The following is an 18,760-nucleotide window of genomic DNA, read 5'->3' on the forward strand; positions in this document are numbered from 1 at the left end:
GTTACACGCAAGGAGAACCATGAAAACCCGAATTCTGACCAGGGTGCTGGCGGTGGGCGTCGTGGCGGCGCTCGCAGCCGGCTGCTCTGGTGGCGGTGAACCTCCGTCCACCAATAACGGGACCACCGGCTCCGACGGCCTGACCAGCAACGTCCGGTTGGAGGACGAGTCGCAGCCGACTGGTACCCCCAAGGCCGGTGGCCGGCTCAGCATCATGATCCGGCTGGACGCCAACGAACTGGACCCGCACAAGATGTCGGAGACCTCGGCCTTCGTCATCAACGAGCAGATCTACGAGTCGCTGGTGCAGTCGTACCGCGGCGAGATCAAGCCGGCGATCGCGGAGTCCTGGGAGCAGAGCCCCGACGGCACGAAGCTGACGTTCAAGCTGCGGGACAACGCGTACTTCCACAGCGGGCGCAAGGTGACCGCGGCCGACGTCAAGTACTCGATCGAGCGGATCCAGGACCCGGCGACCCGGGCTCCCCGGGCCCGTAGCTACGAGGGAATCTCCGAGGTGAAGGCGCTCGACGAGCACACCGTCGAGATGACCCTGGCCGCGCCGAACGCGGCGATCCTGACTCTGCTGTCCACCGCCGCCTCGTCCATCGTGGACCAGGAGGTGGTCGAGGCCGAGGGTGGCCTCAACAGCAGCGTCGACGGTGGCAGCGGCCCGTTCAAGCTGGCGTCGCGGGTCACCGGGCAGGCGATCAAGCTCGACAAGCACGACAAGTACTGGGAACAGGGTGTCCCGTACCTCGACGGGATCGACTTCACCTTCAACCCCGATGACAACGCCCGCGCCGCCGCGGTGCGTAGCGGCACCGTCGACTTCCTCTGGCGGCCCGCGCCCGAGTTCATCGACGCGCTCAAGCGCGACGAGGCGCTCAAGTGGTACGGCGGGTCCGGCTCGCTCTCGCTGCACCTGCGGCTGAACACCGCCAAGGCCCCGTACGACGACGTGCGGGTCCGGCAGGCGATCTACCTGGCCCTGGACCGGCAGGAGATCCTCAACGTGGCGAACTCCGGCTTCGGCACCGCGCTCAACGCGGGCTACCTGCCGCCGGACCGGTTCGGCGCGCTGACCGAGCCGGTGTACGGCAAGCCGGACATTGAGAAGGCGAAGGCGCTGCTGGCCGAGGCCGGCCACCCCAACGGCTTCGAGGCCAAACTCATGGTGATCGCCACCTCGGCGTTCCAGGTGCGCTCGGCCGAGGTGGAGCAGCAGCAGCTCGCCAAGATCGGCATCAAGGTGACGATCGAGTCGGTCGAGGCGACCATCGCCGACACCAAGACCAAGTCGGGCGAGTTCGACATGTACCAGTCCGGCTTCGGTCTCACCTACGACCCGGACGAGCGCTTCAGCGCCAGCTTCCTCGCCGGCGGTGGGCTCAACTACGGCAACTGGAGCGACCCGGAGTACGAGAGCCTCGTCGTGCAGGCCCGCTCGGAGCTGGACCAGGACAAGCGCGCCAAGCTGTACCAGCAGGCCGAGAAGATCCTCGCCGAGCGCGGACCGGTCGCCATGACCTTCCTCAACGCCGACTTCGACGTTGTGCAGAAGGACGTCATGGGCTACCGGGGCGACCCCACCCCGACCTACCGGTTCTACAAGAACCTCTGGCTCGACCGTTGACGCGACGTGGCGGGGGTGGCCGACCCGGCTGCCCCCGCCACCACCGGCTGTAACGAAAGGCAAGTCCATGACCTCCGTACCACTGACCGACCGTTACATCATCGCGGCTCGGCTGAAGGGCTATCTCAACAAGCCCACCGAGGCGGTGGCGCTGCTCACCGAGGCGCTGGAGCAGGAGCCTGGCAGCGCGCGCCTGCTGCGCTTCCGGGGGCACCGGCGGATCTCCCTCGGTGACTACGCCGGCGCCATCGAGGATCTGCGCGCCGCGGCGGACCAGCTCGGCGACGTCGAGGACGAGTACGAGATGTACCAGGTCGAGGTGGAGAAGGACGTCGTCAGCCTGATCCTCGGCCGCCCCGAGGACGTACGCCCGCAGCACCTCACCGACACCATGGCGGCGCAGAACCCGCAGGTGCTCGACCGCTACATGACCACCCTGCACACCTCCGTCTGGTACCACCTCGGCGTCGCCCAGTACCTGAGCGGTGACTTCGAGGGGTGCCTGCCCAGCTTCCGCGAGGCCGAGCGCTGTTCGCGGCACCAGGAGGGCACGGTGGCCTCGCAGGACTGGCAGTACATGGCGCTGCGCCGGCTCGGCCGCCCGGACGAGGCCGAGCAGGTGCTCGACCGGTTCCGCAAGATCGAACTGATCGAGGAGGACCACCTGGTCGGGTACGAGGGCCGGATGCAGCTCTACACCGGTCAGATCACCCCGGACGAGCTGTGGGCGATGTGTGACGGCAACGCGCTGCGTACCGTCACCCAGGGCTACGGCCTGGGCAACTGGTACTACTACAACGGCGACATCGACGCCGCTCGCAAGGTCTTCGACGAGGTGCTGAACACCAACGCCCGGTACGGCTTCGCCTACCTGGCGGTGCAGGCCGAGTACTCCCGCAACCCGGACTTCGCCGGGGCCACGGCTAGCAAGGAGAACTGACAACCATGGCGATCATCCGTGCTGAGATCAGCCCGCGTGACCAGGAAACCAAGGACGCGATCATCGCCGAGCTGACCGACGTGCTGGTCAAGTACGGCTCCCCCCGGGAGAACACCCACGTCCTGCTCTACGAGGTCTCCCACGACAACTGGGCCAAGGGTGGGTTGACGTACACCAGGCGGGCGGCGCAGGCGAAGGAATCGTCGTGACCGTCGACGGTCTCGGCCCGCACGTCCTGATCACCCCGAACCTGGCCGGGTTGCTGCCACAGTTGCGGCAGCGGTACCCGCACTGCCGGTTCACGGCGGTCGCCGACGACGAGCCGATCCGCGAGGAGTACCTCGACGCCGAGGTGGTCCTGCGCAGCGCGATGAACGAGGACCTCTTCGACGCGCTGCTGAGCAAGTGCCACCAGCTCCGCTGGGTCCAGATCACCGCGGCCGGGTTCGACTGGGTGGGCGGTGAGGCCTGGCATCGCCGGCTCGACGAGGGGCTGATCTACACCCGGTCCCCGAACTCGTACAACGTGCCGATCGCCGAGTACGTCATCGGCGCGGTGCTGCTGCACGCCCGGGCGTTTCCGGAACTGGCCGCGGCGCAGCAGCGCCACGAGTGGATCCGGGTGATGGGCCAGGACGTCATCGGCAGCACCATGCTGGTCTTCGGCACCGGCGCGATCGGACGCGAGGTGGCCTGGCGGGCCGAGGCGCTGGGCGCCACCGTGATCGGGGTCAACCGGACCGGCGCCCCGGCCGAGGGGTTCACCCGGGTGGTGCCGTTCGCCGAGCACCTCGCGCTGCTGCCCGAGGCCGACTCGGTGGTCCTGGCCATGCCACTGACCAGCGAGAACCAGTACTTCTTCGACGCCGCGCACTTCGCGGCCATGAAGGACAGCGCGGTCCTGGTCAACGTGGGCCGGGGCGCGCTGATCGTCGAGGACGCCCTGGTCGACGCCATGCGGGGCGGGGTGATCGGTGGTGCCGTGCTCGACGTGTTCGAGCAGGAGCCGCTGCCGGCTGACAGCCGGCTGTGGGACCTGCCGCGCACGGTGCTCACCCCGCACACATCGTTCCGGGGATCGGGCAACCTGCAACGGCTCTACGCCGACTTCTGCGCCAACTTCGACCGGTACCTCGCCGGAGAGCAGCTGATCGGCACGAAACGCCAGCCGGATCTCGGCTACTGATCCCGGCACTCGACGGCCCGCGCGTGGCAACGCGCGGGCCGTCGACGTGTTGGGCGGTGCCGTGGGTGCCACCACCGGCACCGCTGACGGTCACGACAAACCGGCCCCGACCGGGGCTGCCCAGGACAGGCAGGCCCGGTCGGGGCCGGTGAAGCGGGTAGCTCCGCGGCGGCGGCGGTCAGCCGAGCAGGGTGCGGGCTGCGGCGAGGACGTCGGCGTCGCTCAGCAGCACCTGGTCGGCCGCCGGGCCCAGCGGTACGTAACTGTCGACGCTGGTGACCCGGGCGATCCGACCGGGGTGACCGGCGTCGACCAGCGCGGTCACCACCGCCTCGGAGACCCCGCCGCTGTCGCGGGTCTCGTCGACCACCAGCACCCGGCTGATCCCGTCGAGCGCGGCGAGCAGGCTCGCCGCCGGCATCGGTGCCAGCCACTGCAGGTCGACGACGCGGGTCCGGACGCCCTCGCGTGCCAGGGCGCCGGCGACCCGCATGCTCATCGCGACACCGTTGCCGAAGGTGACCATCGCCAGGTCCGAGCCCTCGCGGACGGTGCGCACCTCGCCCAGCGGGGTCTCGGTCGCGGCCCAGTCCGACGGTGCCGGGTACTCCGCCAGCCAGCCGCCGTCGCCGTCGACGTGCAGGTCACGTTGGTGGTAGAGGGCGATCGGTTCGAGGAATACGCAGACCCGGCCCTCCTGTTCGGCCAGCGCGAGACACTGGCGCAGCAGGGCCGGTGCGGTGGCCGGGTGTGCGGCGACCGCCAGGGCCAGACCGGGAATGTCGCGCAGTACGGCCACTGAGTTGTCGTTGTGGAAGTGGCCGCCGAAGCCCTTCTGGTAGGCCAGGCCGGCGATGCGTACCACCATGCCGTTCTGGTACTGCCCGGCGGAGAAGAACCGCAACGACGCGGCCTCCCCACGCAACTGGTCCTCGGCGTTGTGCAGGTACGCCAGGTACTGAATCTCCGGGATCGGCAGGGTACCGGCCAGCGCTCCGCCGAGCGCCACCCCGAGGATGGTCTGCTCGTCGAGCAACGTGTCGAAGACCCGGGCGGCCCCGAACGTGCGGCGCAGCCCTCGGGTGACGCCGTAGACGCCGCCCTTGCGGGCCACGTCCTCGCCGAAGACCTGTGCCTGTGGCCAGGTCAGCAGCGCGTCGTGCAGCGCCGCGTTGATGGACTGGGCCAGGGTGAGCGGGCCGCGCTGTTCCGGCAGCTTGCCACCGAACACCCGCTCCCGTCCGGCGCCGCCGCGCTGCGCCGCCGCGGCGACCTCGGCCACCCGGCGGGTGGTCAGCGGCGCGGTCACCGCCGCCGGGCTGTCCAGCCGGGCCACCTGGCCGCACAACATCCGGGCCTGGTCCATCACGAGTTTGCGGGCGTCCTCGTAACGGGCGAGGGTCTCGGCCGGGCTCAGCACGCCGCGCCGGGCCAGCACCGCCGCGGTGGCCAGGATCGGGTCGCGGGCGTAGTCGGCGAGGATCTCCGAACGCGTCCGGTACGCCAGCTCGGCATCGGAGCCGGCGTGCCCCATGAAGCGTACGGTGCGCAGGTGCAGCACGGCCGGACGGCGGCCGGTGCGTACCCGGTGCGCCACCTCGGCGGCCGTGGCCAGGAGACCCGCCGGGTCGGTGCCGTCGGCGCAGGCGTAGTCGATACCGGGCAGGGCGGACAGCATCCGCTGGATCCAGCCCTGCGGTGAACGGGTGCTGATGCCGATGCCGTTGTCCTCGCAGACGAACAGCAGCGGCAGCGCAAGGCCCTGGTGGGCGCACCAGCCGGCGGCGTTGAACGCACCGGCGGCGGTGGAGTGGTTGGCCGAGGCGTCGCCGAAGCTGCACACCACCAGCGCGTCGTCCGGGTGGCCGGTGCTCGTGCCGCCCCGGCCGAGGGCGAAGGCCATGCCCACCGCCCGGGGCAGGTGTGAGGCGATGGTCGAGGTCTGCGGGATGATGCTGAGCCCTCGGTGGCCGAAGACCTTGTGCCGGCCGCCGGAGATCGGGTCCTGGCGGGAGGCCGCCGCCGAGTGCAGTACGTCGGTGATCGGGCTGCTGCCCGGCACCTGGCCGGCGCGGGCGGCGTAGAAGCCCCCGGAGCGATAGTGCAGCAGAGCGGGATCGGTGGGCCGCAGGGCCAGTGCGACGGCGGCGTTGCTCTCGTGTCCGCTGGAGCCGATCGTGTAGAAGCCCTCGCGCTGCGACTGCAACCAGCGCAGTGCGAGGTCGAGGTGCCGGCTCTGCACCTGGGCGTCCAGGTAGGCCAGCAGCAGTCCGGGATCGACGTCGACCTCCGGGGAGGTCTCCTCGGGTGTCGACTGACCCGTGGACCACTCGGTGAGCTGGCGGATCAGATGCTCGTCGATGGTTTCCAAGGGTGCTCCTCGCGGGTCGGCGAACCGGGTTCGGTACGGGTGAACCGGCGGTTCGGGTGGCCGGTAGGGGCGACCACCCGAACCGCCGGTGGGCTCAGCGGCCGGAGCGTCCGCGCAGGCGCGGGTCCAGGATGTCGCGGAGGGTGTCACCGAGCAGGTTGAAGCCGAGAACGGTGATCATGATGCAGACTCCGGGGACCACCGACGGCCAGATCGACATCTCCATGAACGCCTTGCCGGAGGAGAGCATCGAACCCCAGGAGGCCTGCGGCGGCTGGACGCCGAGACCGAGGTAGCCCAGCGACGCCTCGATCAGGATCGCGTAGGCGAGGCTCGTGGTGAACTGCACCGCGATCGGGGCCACCGAGTTGGGCAGGATGTACTTGAAGATGAGCCGGGTGTTGCTCAGCCCGACCGCCTGGCCCGACTCCACGTACGGCTCCCGGCGTACCGACATGGCGGTGCCCCGCACGATCCGGGCGAAGCTCGGGATGAAGACGATGATCAGGGCCAGGATGAGGTTCTCCGTGCCGGGTCCGCGGGCGGCCACCACCGCGAGGGCCAGCAGCAGGGTGGGGAAGGAGAACATGATGTCGGTGGCCGGGGTGATGATCGCGTCGAGTACGCCCCGGTAGAAGCCGGCGAGCAACCCCAGCACCACGCCGATCGCTCCGGCGCAGAGTACGACGACCAGGCTGACCGTCAGTGAGGTACGCGCGCCGTAGAGTGCCCGACTGAGCAGGTCCCGCCCGGCCTCGTCGGCGCCGAGCAGGAAGTCGCCTCCGGGTGGGGCGAGGCGTTGGTTCGACATCGCGGTCGGGTCGTACGGCGCGATGACCGGGGCGAGGACTGCGGCAGCGGTCATCAGCACGACGATGACGAGTCCGATCGCGCCGACCCGGTCACGGGTGATCAGCCGGAGCAGTTGGACACTGCGACGGTCTGCCTTGCCGGTGGTCTGGGCGCGGCGGGCGGGGGTGACTTCAGTGACCACTGCGCAGCCTCGGATCCAGGTAGGTGTAGATGAGGTCGACGAGGAGGTTGACCACGACGTAGAAGAAGGCCAGGAAGAGCAGGGTGCCCTGGACGACCGGGTAGTCGCGCTGGCTGATGCCGCGGATGACCATCGTGCCCAGGCCCGGCCAGGCGAAGACCTGCTCGACGATGACGGTGCCGCCGAGCAGGGCGCCGGCCTGGATGCCGAGCACGGTCACCACCGGGATCAGCGAGTTGCGCAGCGCGTGCCGGGCGACGACGAGGCGCTCGGAGAGCCCCTTGGCTCGGGCGGTGCGGACGTAGTCCTGGTTGAGGACCTCCAGCATGGAGGAGCGGGTCATCCGCATGCTGATCGCGGCCAGGCTGGCGCCGAGGGTGACCGCAGGCAGGACGAGGTACTTCAGGCTGGCCAGGAAGCCCTCGCCATCGCCAGAACCCTGGGACGGCAACCAGCCCAGGGACACCGAGAAGACGTACACCAGCAGGATGCCCAGCCAGAAGTTCGGCAGGGACAGGCCGATCAGTGAGCCGATCCGGGTGCCCGCGTCGAGCAGCCCGTTGCGTTTGGTGGCACTGAGCACCCCGAGCGGGATCGAGATGAGAATCGAGACCACCAGCGCCGAGACCGCCAACAGCAGGGTCGACGGGAAGCGCTGCCAGATCTCCTCAAGGACCGGCTGCCCGGTCCGCATCGAGGTGCCCAGGTCCCCCTGAAGCAGGGCGCCGAGCCAGCGCAGGAACTGCTCGTAGACGGGCATGTCAAGCCCGAAGTAGCGGCGCATCTCCGCCTCGACCACGGGGTCGCCGAAATCCTGACCCATGATCGAACTGATGACGTCGCCGGGAATCATGCGGATGACCAGGAACGAGATCACCGAGATTCCGAACAGGACCGGTATGACCGACAGTAGCCGGGTGAGCGTGATGCGCAGCACGGGCTAGGCTCCCTGCTCCGTCAGGACTCGGGACCGGCTGTGGCCGGTTCCGGTCCTGAGTCCGATGTGGCTTCCTCGTCGGAGGCGGCGATGTCGCGCGCCCACTCGTGGGCACGCTTGGCGACTCGCAGCACCATGACCGACCGGCTTTCCATCAGCCCGTCGAGGCGGCCGAGCTGTTCTGTCCAGAAGGTGCGCATGGCGTTGCTGGACGAGAAGTAGCCGACGGCGATGATGTTGAACTGCCCGGTCACGTGGTAGACGTACGCGATCTCCGGCATGGCCACGAGCTTGTCGATGAGTTGCTCGGTGGTGCCCGGAGCGCTCTGGATCTCGAAGAGTGTGTGCACCGGGCGGCCCATGAAGGCGGCGCTGGGGATTACCGCGAAGTGCACCTGTCCCTCGGTGATCAGCCGGTCCAGCCGGCGCCGCACCGATCCCTCGGAGAGGCCGACCTTCGCCGCCAATGCGACATTTGTCTGCCTCGGGTCCTGGACCAGTTCGCGGATGATGCTGCGATCTTTCTCGATCGAGCTTTTGGATGCCATCTCGCTCCAACTGATGTGATGACGGAATTCGTCGCTGTTGGGAGCCTAGACGACGAACATCGTCTGTGCAACACTCCTGGTTGACGAATGACGGCGATCGGGAGAACTATCCCAGGAGGTTCGATGGCCTTGTTGGAGGTGCGGGACCTGCGGACCGAGTTCCGCGCTGCCCGTGGTTCGGTGACCGCTGTGGACGGTGTCTCCTTCACCGTCGACGCGGGTGAGATGGTGGCGCTGGTGGGGGAGTCCGGCTGCGGCAAGTCCGCGACCGCGCAGTCCATCATGGGCCTCATCGTGCCGCCGGCCGGGCAGGTCACCGGTGGACAGGTGATGTTCGAGGGCCAGGATCTGCTGCGCCTGCGACCACGTGAGCTCCGTGCCGTACGCGGCAAGGGCATCGCGATGATCTTCCAGGACCCGATGACGTCGCTGAACCCGGTGCTGACCGTGGGCCGGCAGATGACCGAGTCTCTTCAGTTGCACCTCGGGCTGAGCCGTCGGGCCGCGCGCTCGCGCGCCGTCGAGCTGTTGGAGCTGGTCCGCATCCCGGCCGCCGAGACGCGGCTGAGTTCGTACCCTCACCAGCTCTCCGGCGGCATGCGGCAGCGCGTCATGATCGCGATGGCGCTCTCCTGCGAACCCCGCCTGATCCTGGCCGACGAGATCACCACCGCCCTCGACGTCACCATCCAGGCACAGATCCTGGATCTGCTGCGCGACCTGGCCCGGCAGACCCGCACCGCGGTCCTGCTCATCACCCACGACCTCGGCGTCGTCGCCGGGATGGCCGAACGGGTCAACGTGATGTACGCCGGCCAGATCGTCGAGCGGGCCGAGACGGTCGACCTGTTCCACCGCCCGCAGATGCCCTACACCTGGGGACTGCTGGGCTCGGTGCCCCGACTGGACCTGGCCCGAGGCGGCCGGCTGCGCCCGATCGCCGGACGCCCGCCCGAGCTGTCGGAGATGCCGCCCGGCTGCCGCTTCGCCCCCCGCTGCGCACACGCCCGCGAGCTGTGCCAGGAGAGCCCACCCCCGCTGACCACGGTGCACGAGACCCCGACTCGGGGCCAGTTGACCCGATGCTGGGGCATGCGCCCCGCCGAGCAGGGTGGATGGCTCTCCACCCGGGACCGGCACGCCATCCCCGTCACACAGGAGAGCCGATGAGCGAGACCGCAATCGCCACGCCCACCACACCCGTCGCCGGGTCGGACACCACCCTGGTGCGGGTACGCGACCTGGCCGTCGACTTCAAGGTGCCGGTGCGCGGCGCGCTGCGGGCCGGTCGACTGCGCGCCGTCTCCGGCGTCAACCTGGACATCCGGCGCGGCGAGATCCTCGGCGTGGTCGGTGAGTCCGGCTGCGGCAAGTCGACCACCGGGCGGGCGATCCTCCAACTGCTGCGGCCCAGCGCCGGCACGGTGACCTTCGACGGCACCGAGCTGACCACGCTGAGTCGGTCCCCGATGCGAGCCATGCGGCGACGGATGCAGATGGTCTTCCAGGACCCGTACGCCTCGCTGAATCCCCGCATGAGCATCGGCGAACTGATCGAGGAACCGCTGCTGGTCCACTCCGACCTTCCCGCCGCCGGGCGTCGGGCCAAGGCGTTGGAGACCATGCAACTGGTCGGACTCAGCCCGCAGTGGCACGAGCGTTACCCGCACGAGTTCTCCGGCGGCCAGCGCCAGCGGGTCGGCATCGCCCGCGCACTGGTCAGCAATCCCGAGTTCATCGTCGCCGACGAGCCCGTCTCCGCCCTCGACGTCTCGGTCCAGGCGCAGATCGTCAACCTGCTTGAGCAGCTCCAGGAGGAACTGGGGCTGACCATGATGTTCATCGCCCACGACCTGGCGGTGGTCCGGCACCTCTGCGACCGCATCGCGGTGATGTACCTCGGCACCGTCGTCGAGGTCGGCGAGTGCGAGGATCTCTACACCCAGCCCCGGCACCCGTACACCCAGGCGCTGCTGTCGGCGGTGCCGATCCCCGACCCGCTGGTCGAGGTGGAACGCAAACGGCGCATCCTGACCGGGGACGTACCCAGTCCACTGAGCCCACCCAGTGGTTGCCGGTTCCGCACCCGCTGCTGGAAGGCGCAGGAGATCTGCGCGACCCAGCAGCCGCAGCTGACCGCGACGCCGGACGGTCACCAGGTGGCCTGCCACTTCCCGGAGAACTCCGGCCCCCAGGACCAACCGGTCGCCACCGGGGCGGGTGCTGAGTGACGATGCATCCGCCCCGGCACCTCAACCTCGTCGGCGGTGAGTGGGTCGACGGCCCCCGCCAGGCCAACACCAACCCGGCCCGACCCGACGAGATCGTCAGCGAGTACGCCCAGGCCGACCCGGACACGGTCTGGGCGGCGATCGGTGCCGCCCGCGCCGCCGCGCCCGGGTGGGCCCGCCAACCCGTCGGCGAGCGGATCGCCCTGCTGGACCGGATCGGTCAGGCCATCCTGGCCCGGATCGACGACCTTGCCGTACTGCTCGCGCGGGAGGAGGGCAAGCTGCTCGGCGAGGCCCGGGGTGAGGTGACCCGCGCCGGCCAGACGTTCCGCTACTACGCCCACCAACTGCTGCAACCGGCCGGCGAGGTGTACCTGTCCACCCGCGACGACGTGCACGCCGAGGTACGCCGCCGCCCGCTGGGCGTGGTCGGGATCATCACCCCGTGGAACTATCCGCTGGCCATCCCGGCATGGAAGGTCGCGCCTGCCCTCGCGTACGGCAACACGGTCGTGCTCAAACCGGCCGAGCTGGTCACCGCCTCGGCCGGTGAACTCGCCCGGATCATCGTCGACGCCGGCGCGCCTGCCGGAGTGTTCAACCTGGTCATGGGGCCGGGGCGGACCGTCGGCGAGGAGCTGCTCACCGCACCCGGTGTCGACGGCATCTCCTTCACCGGCAGCACCACCACCGGCGCGCACGTGGCCCGCCGCTGCATTGACCACGGCAACAAGCGGTTCCAGTTGGAGATGGGCGGCAAGAACCCGCTCATCGTGCTCGACGACGCCGACCTCGACGTCGCCGTCCGCTGCGCCCTCGACGGCAGCTTCTTCAGCACCGGGCAGCGGTGCACCGCCTCCAGCCGACTCGTCGTGCAGGCCGGCATCCACGACCGGTTCGTCGCGGCGCTGGCCGAGGCCGCCGACGCGCTGCGGGTCGGCGACCCGCTCGACCCGCACAGCCAGCTCGGGCCGGTGGTCAGCCCGGAACAACTGGCGCAGAACCTGGAGTACGTCCGGATCGGCCTGGACGAGGGGGCGACGGCGGTGGCCGGCGGGACGCACCGACCCGGTGACGGGCAGTTCATGCGCCCCACCCTGCTCGCCGCCGCCCGCAACGACATGCGGGTGGCCCGCGAGGAGATCTTCGGGCCGGTCTCCTGCGTGATCCGGGTCGACGACCTGGACGAGGCGATCGAGGTCGCCAACGACACCGCGTACGGGCTTTCCGCCGGTATCGTCACGGCCTCGCTGTCCTCGGCCGAGCGGTTCAAGCGGGACGCCCGGGCCGGCATCCTCACGGTCAACCTGCCCACCGCCGGCACGGAGCTGCACCTGCCCTTCGGCGGCACCGGCGCCTCCAACCACGGCCCCCGGGAACAGGGCGGCTACGCACGGGACTTCTACACCGTCCCGGTGACCTGCTACACGGGCTGGTGAAGGCCATGACACCGACGATCCTGCTCACCGAACCGATCGCGGCAGCCGGGCTGGACCTGCTGCGCGCGGCCGGTGACGTGCACATCGCCCACGCCACCGACCCGATGGCGCTGGCCGGCCCGCTGGCCACCGCCGACGCCCTGGTGGTGCGCTCCTCACCGGTCACCGCCGCCATGCTGGAGGCCGCGCCCCGGCTGAAGGTCGTCGGCCGGCACGGCGCCGGACTCGACGGCATCGACCTGGCCGCCGCCGAGCGCCTGGGCGTCAGGGTGGTCAACACCCCCGGCGCCAACGCCGAGTCGGTCGCCGAGTTCGTCATCCTGGCCGCCCTCGCGCTGGCCCGGCGGGCGCCGCTGGCTGCCGCCTCGCTGGCCCAGGGCGCCTTCCCCGCCGGCCGGTCACTGCCGTCGGCCGTGGTCCGGGCGGGACTGACCGGCACCATGCTCGCCGGGCGCACCCTCGGCCTGGTCGGGCTCGGCGCGATCGGCCGGGGCGTGGCCGCCCGCGCCCAGGGGCTCGGCATGACCGTGATCGGGTACGACGTCGCGGCGGTCACCCCACCCGAGGGCGTACGCCTGGTCGACCTGGACCACCTGCTGGGTGTCGCCGACGTGGTGAGCCTGCACGTGCCGCAGACCGAACGGACGACCGGGCTGATCGGCCGGGCCGCGCTGGACCGGATGCGTCCCGACGCACTGCTGGTCAACACGGCCCGCGCCGGCGTCGTCGACGTCGCCGCCGTCCTCGCGGCGCTGGACTCGGGGCGGCTCGGCGGGTACTCCGTCGACGTCTTCCACCCCGAGCCACCCGATCCCACCGACCCCCTGCTACACCATCCTCGGGTCTTCGCCACCCCGCACATGGCGGCGATGACCCACGACGCGCTCGACGCCATGGCCGTCGCCGTGGCGCGTGGCGTGATCGCGCACCTGACCGCGCCGGAAGGAAGCCGACCGTGACCCTGACCGTTCCCGCGTCCACCCTCGACTACTTCGGGATCGACTCGCTGATCGACGACGACACCCGGCAGCTGCAGGCCGCCGTGCGCGCGTTCGTCGACCGGCGGGTCCGTCCGGAGATCGCGACCTGGTACGACAGCGGTCAGCTGCCGGCCCGGGAACTGGCCCGTGAGCTCGGTGACCTCGGCGTACTCGGGATGCACCTGCAGGGGTACGGCTGCGCCGGCACCTCCGCCACCGCCTACGGGCTGGCGTGCTTCGAGTTGGAGGCCGGCGACTCGGGCCTGCGTTCCCTGGTCTCCGTGCAGGGGTCGCTGGCCATGTACGCGATCTGGCGGTTCGGCTCGGAGGAGCAGAAGCAGCAGTGGCTGCCCCCGATGGCCGCCGGTGCGGCGATCGGCTGCTTCGGGCTGACCGAGCCGGACTTCGGCTCGGACCCGTCGGGCATGCGTACCCGGGCTCGCCGTGACGGCAGCGACTGGGTGCTCAGCGGCACCAAGATGTGGATCACCAACGGTTCGATCGCGGACGTCGCGGTGGTGTGGGCCCGTACCGACGAGGGTGTCCGAGGGTTCCTGGTGCCCGCCGGCACACCCGGCTTCACCGCCCCGGAGATCACCCGCAAGCAGTCGCTGCGCGCCTCGGTCACCTCCGAACTCGTCCTCGACGACGTCCGGCTGCCCGCCGACGCCATGCTGCCGGAGGCGGCGGGCCTGTCCGGGCCGCTGTCCTGCCTCAACGAGGCCCGCTTCGGCATCGTCTTCGGGGCGCTCGGTGCGGCCCAGGACTGCCTGGACACCACCGTCGAGTACGCCCGCAGCCGGCAGATCTTCGACCGGCCGCTCGCCGCATACCAGGCCACCCAGCTCAAGCTCGCCGACATGAGCCTGGAACTGGGCAAGGGCATGCTGCTGGCGCTGCACCTCGGCGCGGCGAAGGACGCCGGCACCCTGGACCACCGGCAGGTCAGCCTCGGCAAGCTCAACAGCGTCCGGGAGGCCATCGCCATCGCCCGGGAGTGCCGAACCATCCTCGGCGCGGCCGGCATCACCCTCGACTACCCGATCATCCGGCATGCCGCGAACCTCGAATCCGTACTGACCTACGAGGGCACCTCCGAGGTCCACCAGCTGATCATCGGGCAGGTGCTCACCGGTCACTCCGCCTTCCGCTGAGCCGGCGCGCCCGGCGCCTCGCGAGGGGGTAGGGGCGCCGGGCGCCGCCTCACCGGCGTGCGCCGTCGAGGAAGAGCGCGACGATCCGGGCGGGGCCGGTGTCGTCGGTGAGGTCCGCGGCGCGGGCGAGGTGCAGGAACGCGTTCATCAGGAACGCCGGTTCACCGGCGACGACGCCCTCGTCCCGCGCCTCGGTGAAGAACCCGGTGACAGGATCCAGCAGCAGCGCGACGTAGCTGGCCGAGACATGCTCACGGGTTTCGTCGGAGACCAGCGGGAGCGCGTCGTAGATGCGTTGCTCGAAGGTGATCGACTCACCCTTCTGCTCGGCTACCACAGCGGCGAGCGTGCGCAGCCGTTGCTCGAAATCACGATGGTCGGCCAGGGCGGCGGAAAGCCGCCCACCGACGTCTCGGATGTACCGTTCGGCGACCGCGATGTAGAGGTCCTCCTTGCCACCCGGAAAGTGGTGGTAGATGGAGGGCTTCTGGATGCCGACGGTACGCCCCACCGCGGCGAGGGAGATGCCCTGGTAACCGGTCGCGGCGAGTTGCTCGGCGAAGGCGTCCATGATCTGGGCACGGGTGTCGGCGCTGGGGCTCATCGGTTCTTCCTCGCGGTGCGCAGGGCCAGGGCACAGGCGGCGATCCCGGCGACAGCGAGGGTGCCGGTTGCCGCGACGCCGATCGGGGCAGCGGTGAGCGGGTCGCCGCTGCCGAGCTGACGGGCGGTTTCGACGATATAGGTCAGCGGGTTGACCGTGGCGATCAACCGCATCCAGGTCGCGAGGTCGTCCACCGGCGCGAAGACGCCGGTGAAGAAGGACAGGCCGAACACGGCGAGCGTGACCAGCCCGGTGGTGGACGCCGAGACCGTCCGGATGGCGAGCGCGGTGCTCAGCAGCGCGACACCGAGCCCCAGCATCAGCATCAGCATCAGCATCGCGAGCACCCCGGGCCAGCTGGCCGGCCGGTAGCCGATCACCGCCGCGCCGACGACCGTGACCGCCATCTGCAGGATGACCGCGATCAGCGCGGCGACGACCGGGCCGACGAGGAACGGGGTCGTGCTGCCGTGGGCCAGGCGGAGGCGGTCGAGGTATCCACTGGTGATGTCGCGCAGCACGAGCGTGCCTGCGGCACCCGCGCCGGTGGCGACCCCGGTGAGCAGGATCAGCGGCAGGAGAAACGTGATGAAGCTTGTCCCGCCCAGGTAGGAACTGCCCACGGTGGTGAGCTGTCCGGCGTAGACGAGCAGGAAGAACAGGCTCTGCGCGACGGGCGCGATCAGCAGCGCGGGGGAGCGGAGCACGGCTCGGGTGGATCGCCGCACGGCCGCGAGGACGACCGGAGCGGGGGAACGGCGAGGCGCGGCAACAGCCAGCGGGAGGGTCATCGGACGCCTTTCGGGTGGCAGCGGAAGTGAGTGACGGGTCAGCGGGCGGCCAGGGCGACGAACACGTCGTCGAGTGACGCCTCGTCGAGGTGGAGTCCGGTGATCTCGCCGGCCACGCCACTGATCTCGGCCAAGGCGTTCCTCAACGCCGCCGGGTCGTCGGAGACGCCGAGGCGTACCCGGTTGCCGTGGTCGGAGTCGGCGCGGAAACCGACCCGGGAGGACGAGACGAGGGCCTTCGAGGCGACGTCGCTGGACAGGTCGAGGGTCAGCGTGCGCGTACCCACACGTTGTTTGAGTGCTGCCGGGGTGCCCTGAGCAACGACCGTGCCCTCGCGCAGCACCGCGATGTCGGTGGCGAGGACGTCCGCCTCGTGCAGGTCCTGGGTCGAGATGAGCAGGGTGGTGCCGCCCTGGTTGAGCCGGGTCAGCTCGGCCCAGAAGTCGATGCGCGCAAGCGGGTCGAGGCCGGTGGTCGGCTCGTCCAGGATCACCAACGCCGGCTCGGCGACGAGCGCCACGGCCAGGTCCAGCTTGCGACGGGTGCCGCCGGACAGCTTGGCCACCCGGGACGCGCGATGCTCGCCGAGGCCGAACAGGTCGAGAAGTTCGCGGGTGCGGCGCGTGCGCTGACGGCGCCCCAGCCCCAGGGCCACTGCCTGGAAGTCGAGCACCTCCGCCGGGGAGGCGAGCGGGTCCAGGGCGTTCGACTGCGGCGCGAGGCCGATCAGGCGCCCGGCCTCGCGCGCCTGCGTGGCGGTGTCGAGGCCCGCGACCCGCACCGAGCCCGAGGTCGGCACGCGCAGCGTCGCGACGATCTCCAGCAGCGTGGACTTGCCCGCGCCGTTGTGCCCGAGTACGACGAATCGGCTGCCCTGCGTGACGGTCAGGGTGAGGCCGTCGAGGGCGGTACGGGTTCCGTAGATCTTGGTCAGCTCGACGACGTGCACGATCGGGTCGAAGGTCATGGGTCGAGCCTACCTATCGGTAGGTAGGGTGCGTGTCCCGGGGTGAGTCACCTCACCGGGACCGACCCGTACTCCCGATCCGCCCTAGGTCGGCGGGTGGGCGCGGAAAATCGGGTGCCGGGCGTGGTCCTGCGGACTACCTTGCCGTCCATGTCCCCGATCAAGATCCGGCCGTTCGTGGCCAGTGACCTGACTGCCTGCGGCGCGCTGCTGGCGCAGCGGCACCGCCGGCACCGGGTCGCGCAGCCGCTGCTGTCGTCGCGCTTCGAGGCGATCGAGGCCGCCGTCGCCGAGGTGACCGCCGCGTTCGAGACCCCTGACGCCTCCGGTGCGGTCGCGACCAGGGCCGGCGAACCGGTCGGGTTCGTGCTCGGCGCGCCGAAGCCCTCGCCGCTGTGGGGGCCGAACATCTGGGTCGAAGCGGCCGGGCAGGCGGCCACCGACGCCGAGGTGATGCGCGACCTGTACGCGGCGGCCGCGACCCGCTGGGTCGACGAGGGCCGTACCGCGCACTATGTCGTGGTGCCGGCGTACGACGAGGATCTGGTCCGGGCCTGGTTCCGGCTGGGCTTCGGCCAGCAGCACGCGCACGCTGTCCGACCGGCGACGAAGCCGGCGGTGGTGCCCTTGGTGGAAGGCCTGTCGGTGCGCCGGGCCACCCGGGCCGACATCCCGGAACTCGCCCGGCTCGACCTCGAACTACCGGTGCACCAGGGGCTGTCACCGACCTTCTCGGCCGGTCGGGTCGGCACGGTCGAGGAGAGCCTCGACGACTGGGCCGACGACATCGACAACCCGGAGTACGCCACCTTCGTCGCCGTACGCGACGGCAAGGTGATCGGTTCCGCCATCGGGTGTGCGCTGGAGAAGTCGAGCAGCCACCTCGGCCCGGCCCGCCCGGACAACGCCGGGTTCCTCGGCTACGCCGCGGTCTTCCCACCGGCCCGTGGGGCCGGTGCCGGCCGGGCGCTCGGCACGGCCGTCGTCGAATGGGCCGTCGACAGCGGTTTCGACTGCGTGGTCACCGACTGGCGGGTGACCAACCTGTTGTCATCGCGCACCTGGCCGAGACTCGGCTTCAGCGAGTCGTTCCTTCGCCTGCATCGCACGATCGGCTACTGACAGCCGGGCCGCCGATCACGGGTGCGTCCCGAAGATCCGGCGGAGCGGGTTCGGCGCTGCGCCCCGGCGGCTCCACTCCCGGGGATAGCCGAGCGAGACCTCCTCGAACCGTACGCCGTCGTAGTAGGTCGTCCGCGGGATGTGCAGGTGGCCGTAGACCACCGCGGCGGCACGGAACCGTACGTGCCAGTCCGCGGTGAGGACCGTCCCGCACCACTGCGCGAACTCCGGATACCACAGCACCTCGGTGGGCTGGCGCACCAACGGCCAGTGGTTGATCAGCACGGTCGGCAGTTGCGGGTCCGTCTCCTGGAGGCGGCGTTGCGACTGCGCCACCCGGGCATGACACCAGGATTCCCGGTCCGGATAGGGGTCCGGGTGCAGCAGCATCTCGTCGGTGCAGACCACGCCCTTGTCGTACGCCTGCCGCAGCGCCTCCTCCTTGGTGGCCGCGCCTGCCGGCCGGAACGTGTAGTCGTAGAGCAGGAAGAGCGGTGCGATCGTCACCGGTCCGCCCGACCCGCGCCAGACGGCGTAGTCGTCCTCGGGGGTGAGCACGCCGATGTCCCGGCACATCCGGACCAGATCCCGGTAACGGTGCTCGCCGCGCAGGCGTACCGGATCGGCTGTGTGAGTCCACAACTCGTGATTGCCGGGCGCCCAGATCACCTGGGAGAACCGGCTGCGCAGCAGGCGTAACGTCCGTTCGACGTCACTGAAGCGTTCGCCGACGTCACCGGCGACGATCAGCCAGTCGTCGACGGACTCCGGTTCGACCCGGTCGACGATCTGTCGATTTTCGGCGTACGCGACGTGTAGGTCGCTGGTTGCGAAGAGTGATCCAGCCATCCCGTCGATC

At 70.3% G+C, this 18,760-nt stretch carries 18 protein-coding genes; 10 read left to right on the forward strand and 8 right to left on the reverse strand.

Going from position 1 to position 18,760, the window contains the following annotated elements; genetic code table 11:
- Positions 1 to 19: 19 nt before the first annotated feature.
- The 4 genes from AB0M35_RS18865 (at position 20) to AB0M35_RS18880 (ending at position 3,762) form a co-directional block, all read left to right on the forward strand.
- On the forward strand, positions 20 to 1,636 hold the full coding sequence (locus AB0M35_RS18865) for an ABC transporter substrate-binding protein (RefSeq protein WP_363746835.1): 1,617 nt from the start codon (positions 20 to 22) through the stop codon (positions 1,634 to 1,636).
- Positions 1,637 to 1,703: 67 nt separating this feature from the next.
- Complete coding sequence (locus AB0M35_RS18870; RefSeq protein WP_363746836.1) at positions 1,704 to 2,576, forward strand: tetratricopeptide repeat protein; 873 nt, start codon at positions 1,704 to 1,706, stop codon at positions 2,574 to 2,576.
- Between the two features lie 5 nt (positions 2,577 to 2,581).
- Positions 2,582 to 2,785 (forward strand): tautomerase family protein, encoded by a 204-nt coding sequence (locus AB0M35_RS18875; protein ID WP_363746837.1) that lies wholly within the window; start codon positions 2,582 to 2,584, stop codon positions 2,783 to 2,785.
- Positions 2,782 to 3,762 carry a D-2-hydroxyacid dehydrogenase gene (locus AB0M35_RS18880; protein WP_363746838.1) on the forward strand — a complete coding sequence of 327 codons (981 nt, stop codon included), beginning with the start codon at positions 2,782 to 2,784 and terminating at the stop codon, positions 3,760 to 3,762. Before AB0M35_RS18875 ends, AB0M35_RS18880 begins: the two co-directional genes overlap by 4 nt.
- Positions 3,763 to 3,940: 178 nt before the next feature.
- Here the strand turns inward: AB0M35_RS18880 and AB0M35_RS18885 are convergent, their stop codons facing one another.
- The 4 genes from AB0M35_RS18885 to AB0M35_RS18900 all read right to left on the reverse strand — a co-directional run bounded on the left by AB0M35_RS18885 (position 3,941) and on the right by AB0M35_RS18900 (position 8,612).
- Complete coding sequence (locus tag AB0M35_RS18885) at positions 3,941 to 6,133, reverse strand: thiamine pyrophosphate-dependent enzyme (RefSeq protein WP_363746839.1); 2,193 nt, start codon at positions 6,131 to 6,133, stop codon at positions 3,941 to 3,943.
- Between the two features lie 94 nt (positions 6,134 to 6,227).
- The gene (locus AB0M35_RS18890; RefSeq protein ID WP_363746840.1) at positions 6,228 to 7,127 is read right to left on the reverse strand and encodes an ABC transporter permease; all 900 of its coding nucleotides are present in this window, start codon (positions 7,125 to 7,127) and stop codon (positions 6,228 to 6,230) included.
- Complete coding sequence (gene nikB / locus AB0M35_RS18895; RefSeq protein WP_363746841.1) at positions 7,117 to 8,064, reverse strand: nickel ABC transporter permease; 948 nt, start codon at positions 8,062 to 8,064, stop codon at positions 7,117 to 7,119. The genes AB0M35_RS18890 and nikB overlap by 11 nt, the downstream gene beginning before the upstream one ends.
- Positions 8,065 to 8,084: 20 nt before the next feature.
- Positions 8,085 to 8,612 carry an Lrp/AsnC family transcriptional regulator gene (locus tag AB0M35_RS18900; protein WP_363746842.1) on the reverse strand — a complete coding sequence of 176 codons (528 nt, stop codon included), beginning with the start codon at positions 8,610 to 8,612 and terminating at the stop codon, positions 8,085 to 8,087.
- 123 nt (positions 8,613 to 8,735) lie between these two features.
- Here AB0M35_RS18900 and AB0M35_RS18905 point away from each other — a divergent pair, with 123 nt between their 5' ends.
- The 5 genes from AB0M35_RS18905 to AB0M35_RS18925 are packed head-to-tail and all read left to right on the forward strand — an operon-like array spanning position 8,736 to position 14,416.
- Positions 8,736 to 9,782, forward strand: a complete 1,047-nt coding sequence (locus AB0M35_RS18905; protein WP_363746843.1) for an ABC transporter ATP-binding protein — start codon at positions 8,736 to 8,738, stop codon at positions 9,780 to 9,782.
- Complete coding sequence (locus AB0M35_RS18910) at positions 9,779 to 10,843, forward strand: oligopeptide/dipeptide ABC transporter ATP-binding protein (RefSeq protein WP_363746844.1); 1,065 nt, start codon at positions 9,779 to 9,781, stop codon at positions 10,841 to 10,843. The genes AB0M35_RS18905 and AB0M35_RS18910 overlap by 4 nt, the downstream gene beginning before the upstream one ends.
- Before the next feature lie 2 nt (positions 10,844 to 10,845).
- Positions 10,846 to 12,282, forward strand: a complete 1,437-nt coding sequence (locus tag AB0M35_RS18915) for an aldehyde dehydrogenase family protein (RefSeq protein ID WP_363746939.1) — start codon at positions 10,846 to 10,848, stop codon at positions 12,280 to 12,282.
- Between the two features lie 5 nt (positions 12,283 to 12,287).
- A complete protein-coding gene (locus tag AB0M35_RS18920) occupies positions 12,288 to 13,241 on the forward strand; it encodes an NAD(P)-dependent oxidoreductase (protein WP_363746845.1) in 954 nt (317 codons plus the stop codon).
- On the forward strand, positions 13,238 to 14,416 hold the full coding sequence (locus AB0M35_RS18925) for an acyl-CoA dehydrogenase family protein (RefSeq protein WP_363746846.1): 1,179 nt from the start codon (positions 13,238 to 13,240) through the stop codon (positions 14,414 to 14,416). The genes AB0M35_RS18920 and AB0M35_RS18925 overlap by 4 nt, the downstream gene beginning before the upstream one ends.
- Positions 14,417 to 14,465: 49 nt before the next feature.
- On the opposite strand, the gene AB0M35_RS18930 is transcribed toward AB0M35_RS18925, so the two are convergent.
- From AB0M35_RS18930 to AB0M35_RS18940, 3 genes are read right to left on the reverse strand one after another with little or no spacing between them, the layout of a single operon-like run.
- Positions 14,466 to 15,020: a TetR/AcrR family transcriptional regulator gene (locus AB0M35_RS18930; RefSeq protein ID WP_363746847.1), complete on the reverse strand. Its 555-nt coding sequence runs from the start codon at positions 15,018 to 15,020 to the stop codon at positions 14,466 to 14,468.
- Positions 15,017 to 15,811 (reverse strand): ABC transporter permease, encoded by a 795-nt coding sequence (locus AB0M35_RS18935; RefSeq protein ID WP_363746848.1) that lies wholly within the window; start codon positions 15,809 to 15,811, stop codon positions 15,017 to 15,019. The genes AB0M35_RS18930 and AB0M35_RS18935 overlap by 4 nt, the downstream gene beginning before the upstream one ends.
- A gap of 38 nt (positions 15,812 to 15,849) precedes the next feature.
- Entirely contained in the window at positions 15,850 to 16,779 is a 930-nt protein-coding gene (locus AB0M35_RS18940) for an ABC transporter ATP-binding protein (RefSeq protein ID WP_363746849.1), read from the reverse strand.
- A gap of 150 nt (positions 16,780 to 16,929) precedes the next feature.
- Here AB0M35_RS18940 and AB0M35_RS18945 point away from each other — a divergent pair, with 150 nt between their 5' ends.
- Positions 16,930 to 17,901 (forward strand): GNAT family N-acetyltransferase, encoded by a 972-nt coding sequence (locus tag AB0M35_RS18945; RefSeq protein ID WP_363746850.1) that lies wholly within the window; start codon positions 16,930 to 16,932, stop codon positions 17,899 to 17,901.
- A 15-nt stretch (positions 17,902 to 17,916) separates the two neighbouring features.
- Here AB0M35_RS18945 and AB0M35_RS18950 read toward each other — a convergent pair whose 3' ends face one another.
- On the reverse strand, positions 17,917 to 18,750 hold the full coding sequence (locus AB0M35_RS18950; protein WP_363746851.1) for a metallophosphoesterase: 834 nt from the start codon (positions 18,748 to 18,750) through the stop codon (positions 17,917 to 17,919).
- Between the last annotated feature and the right edge of the window lie 10 nt (positions 18,751 to 18,760).

This window comes from Micromonospora sp. NPDC051196, from assembly GCF_040682415.1.
GTDB lineage: Bacteria > Actinomycetota > Actinomycetes > Mycobacteriales > Micromonosporaceae > Micromonospora.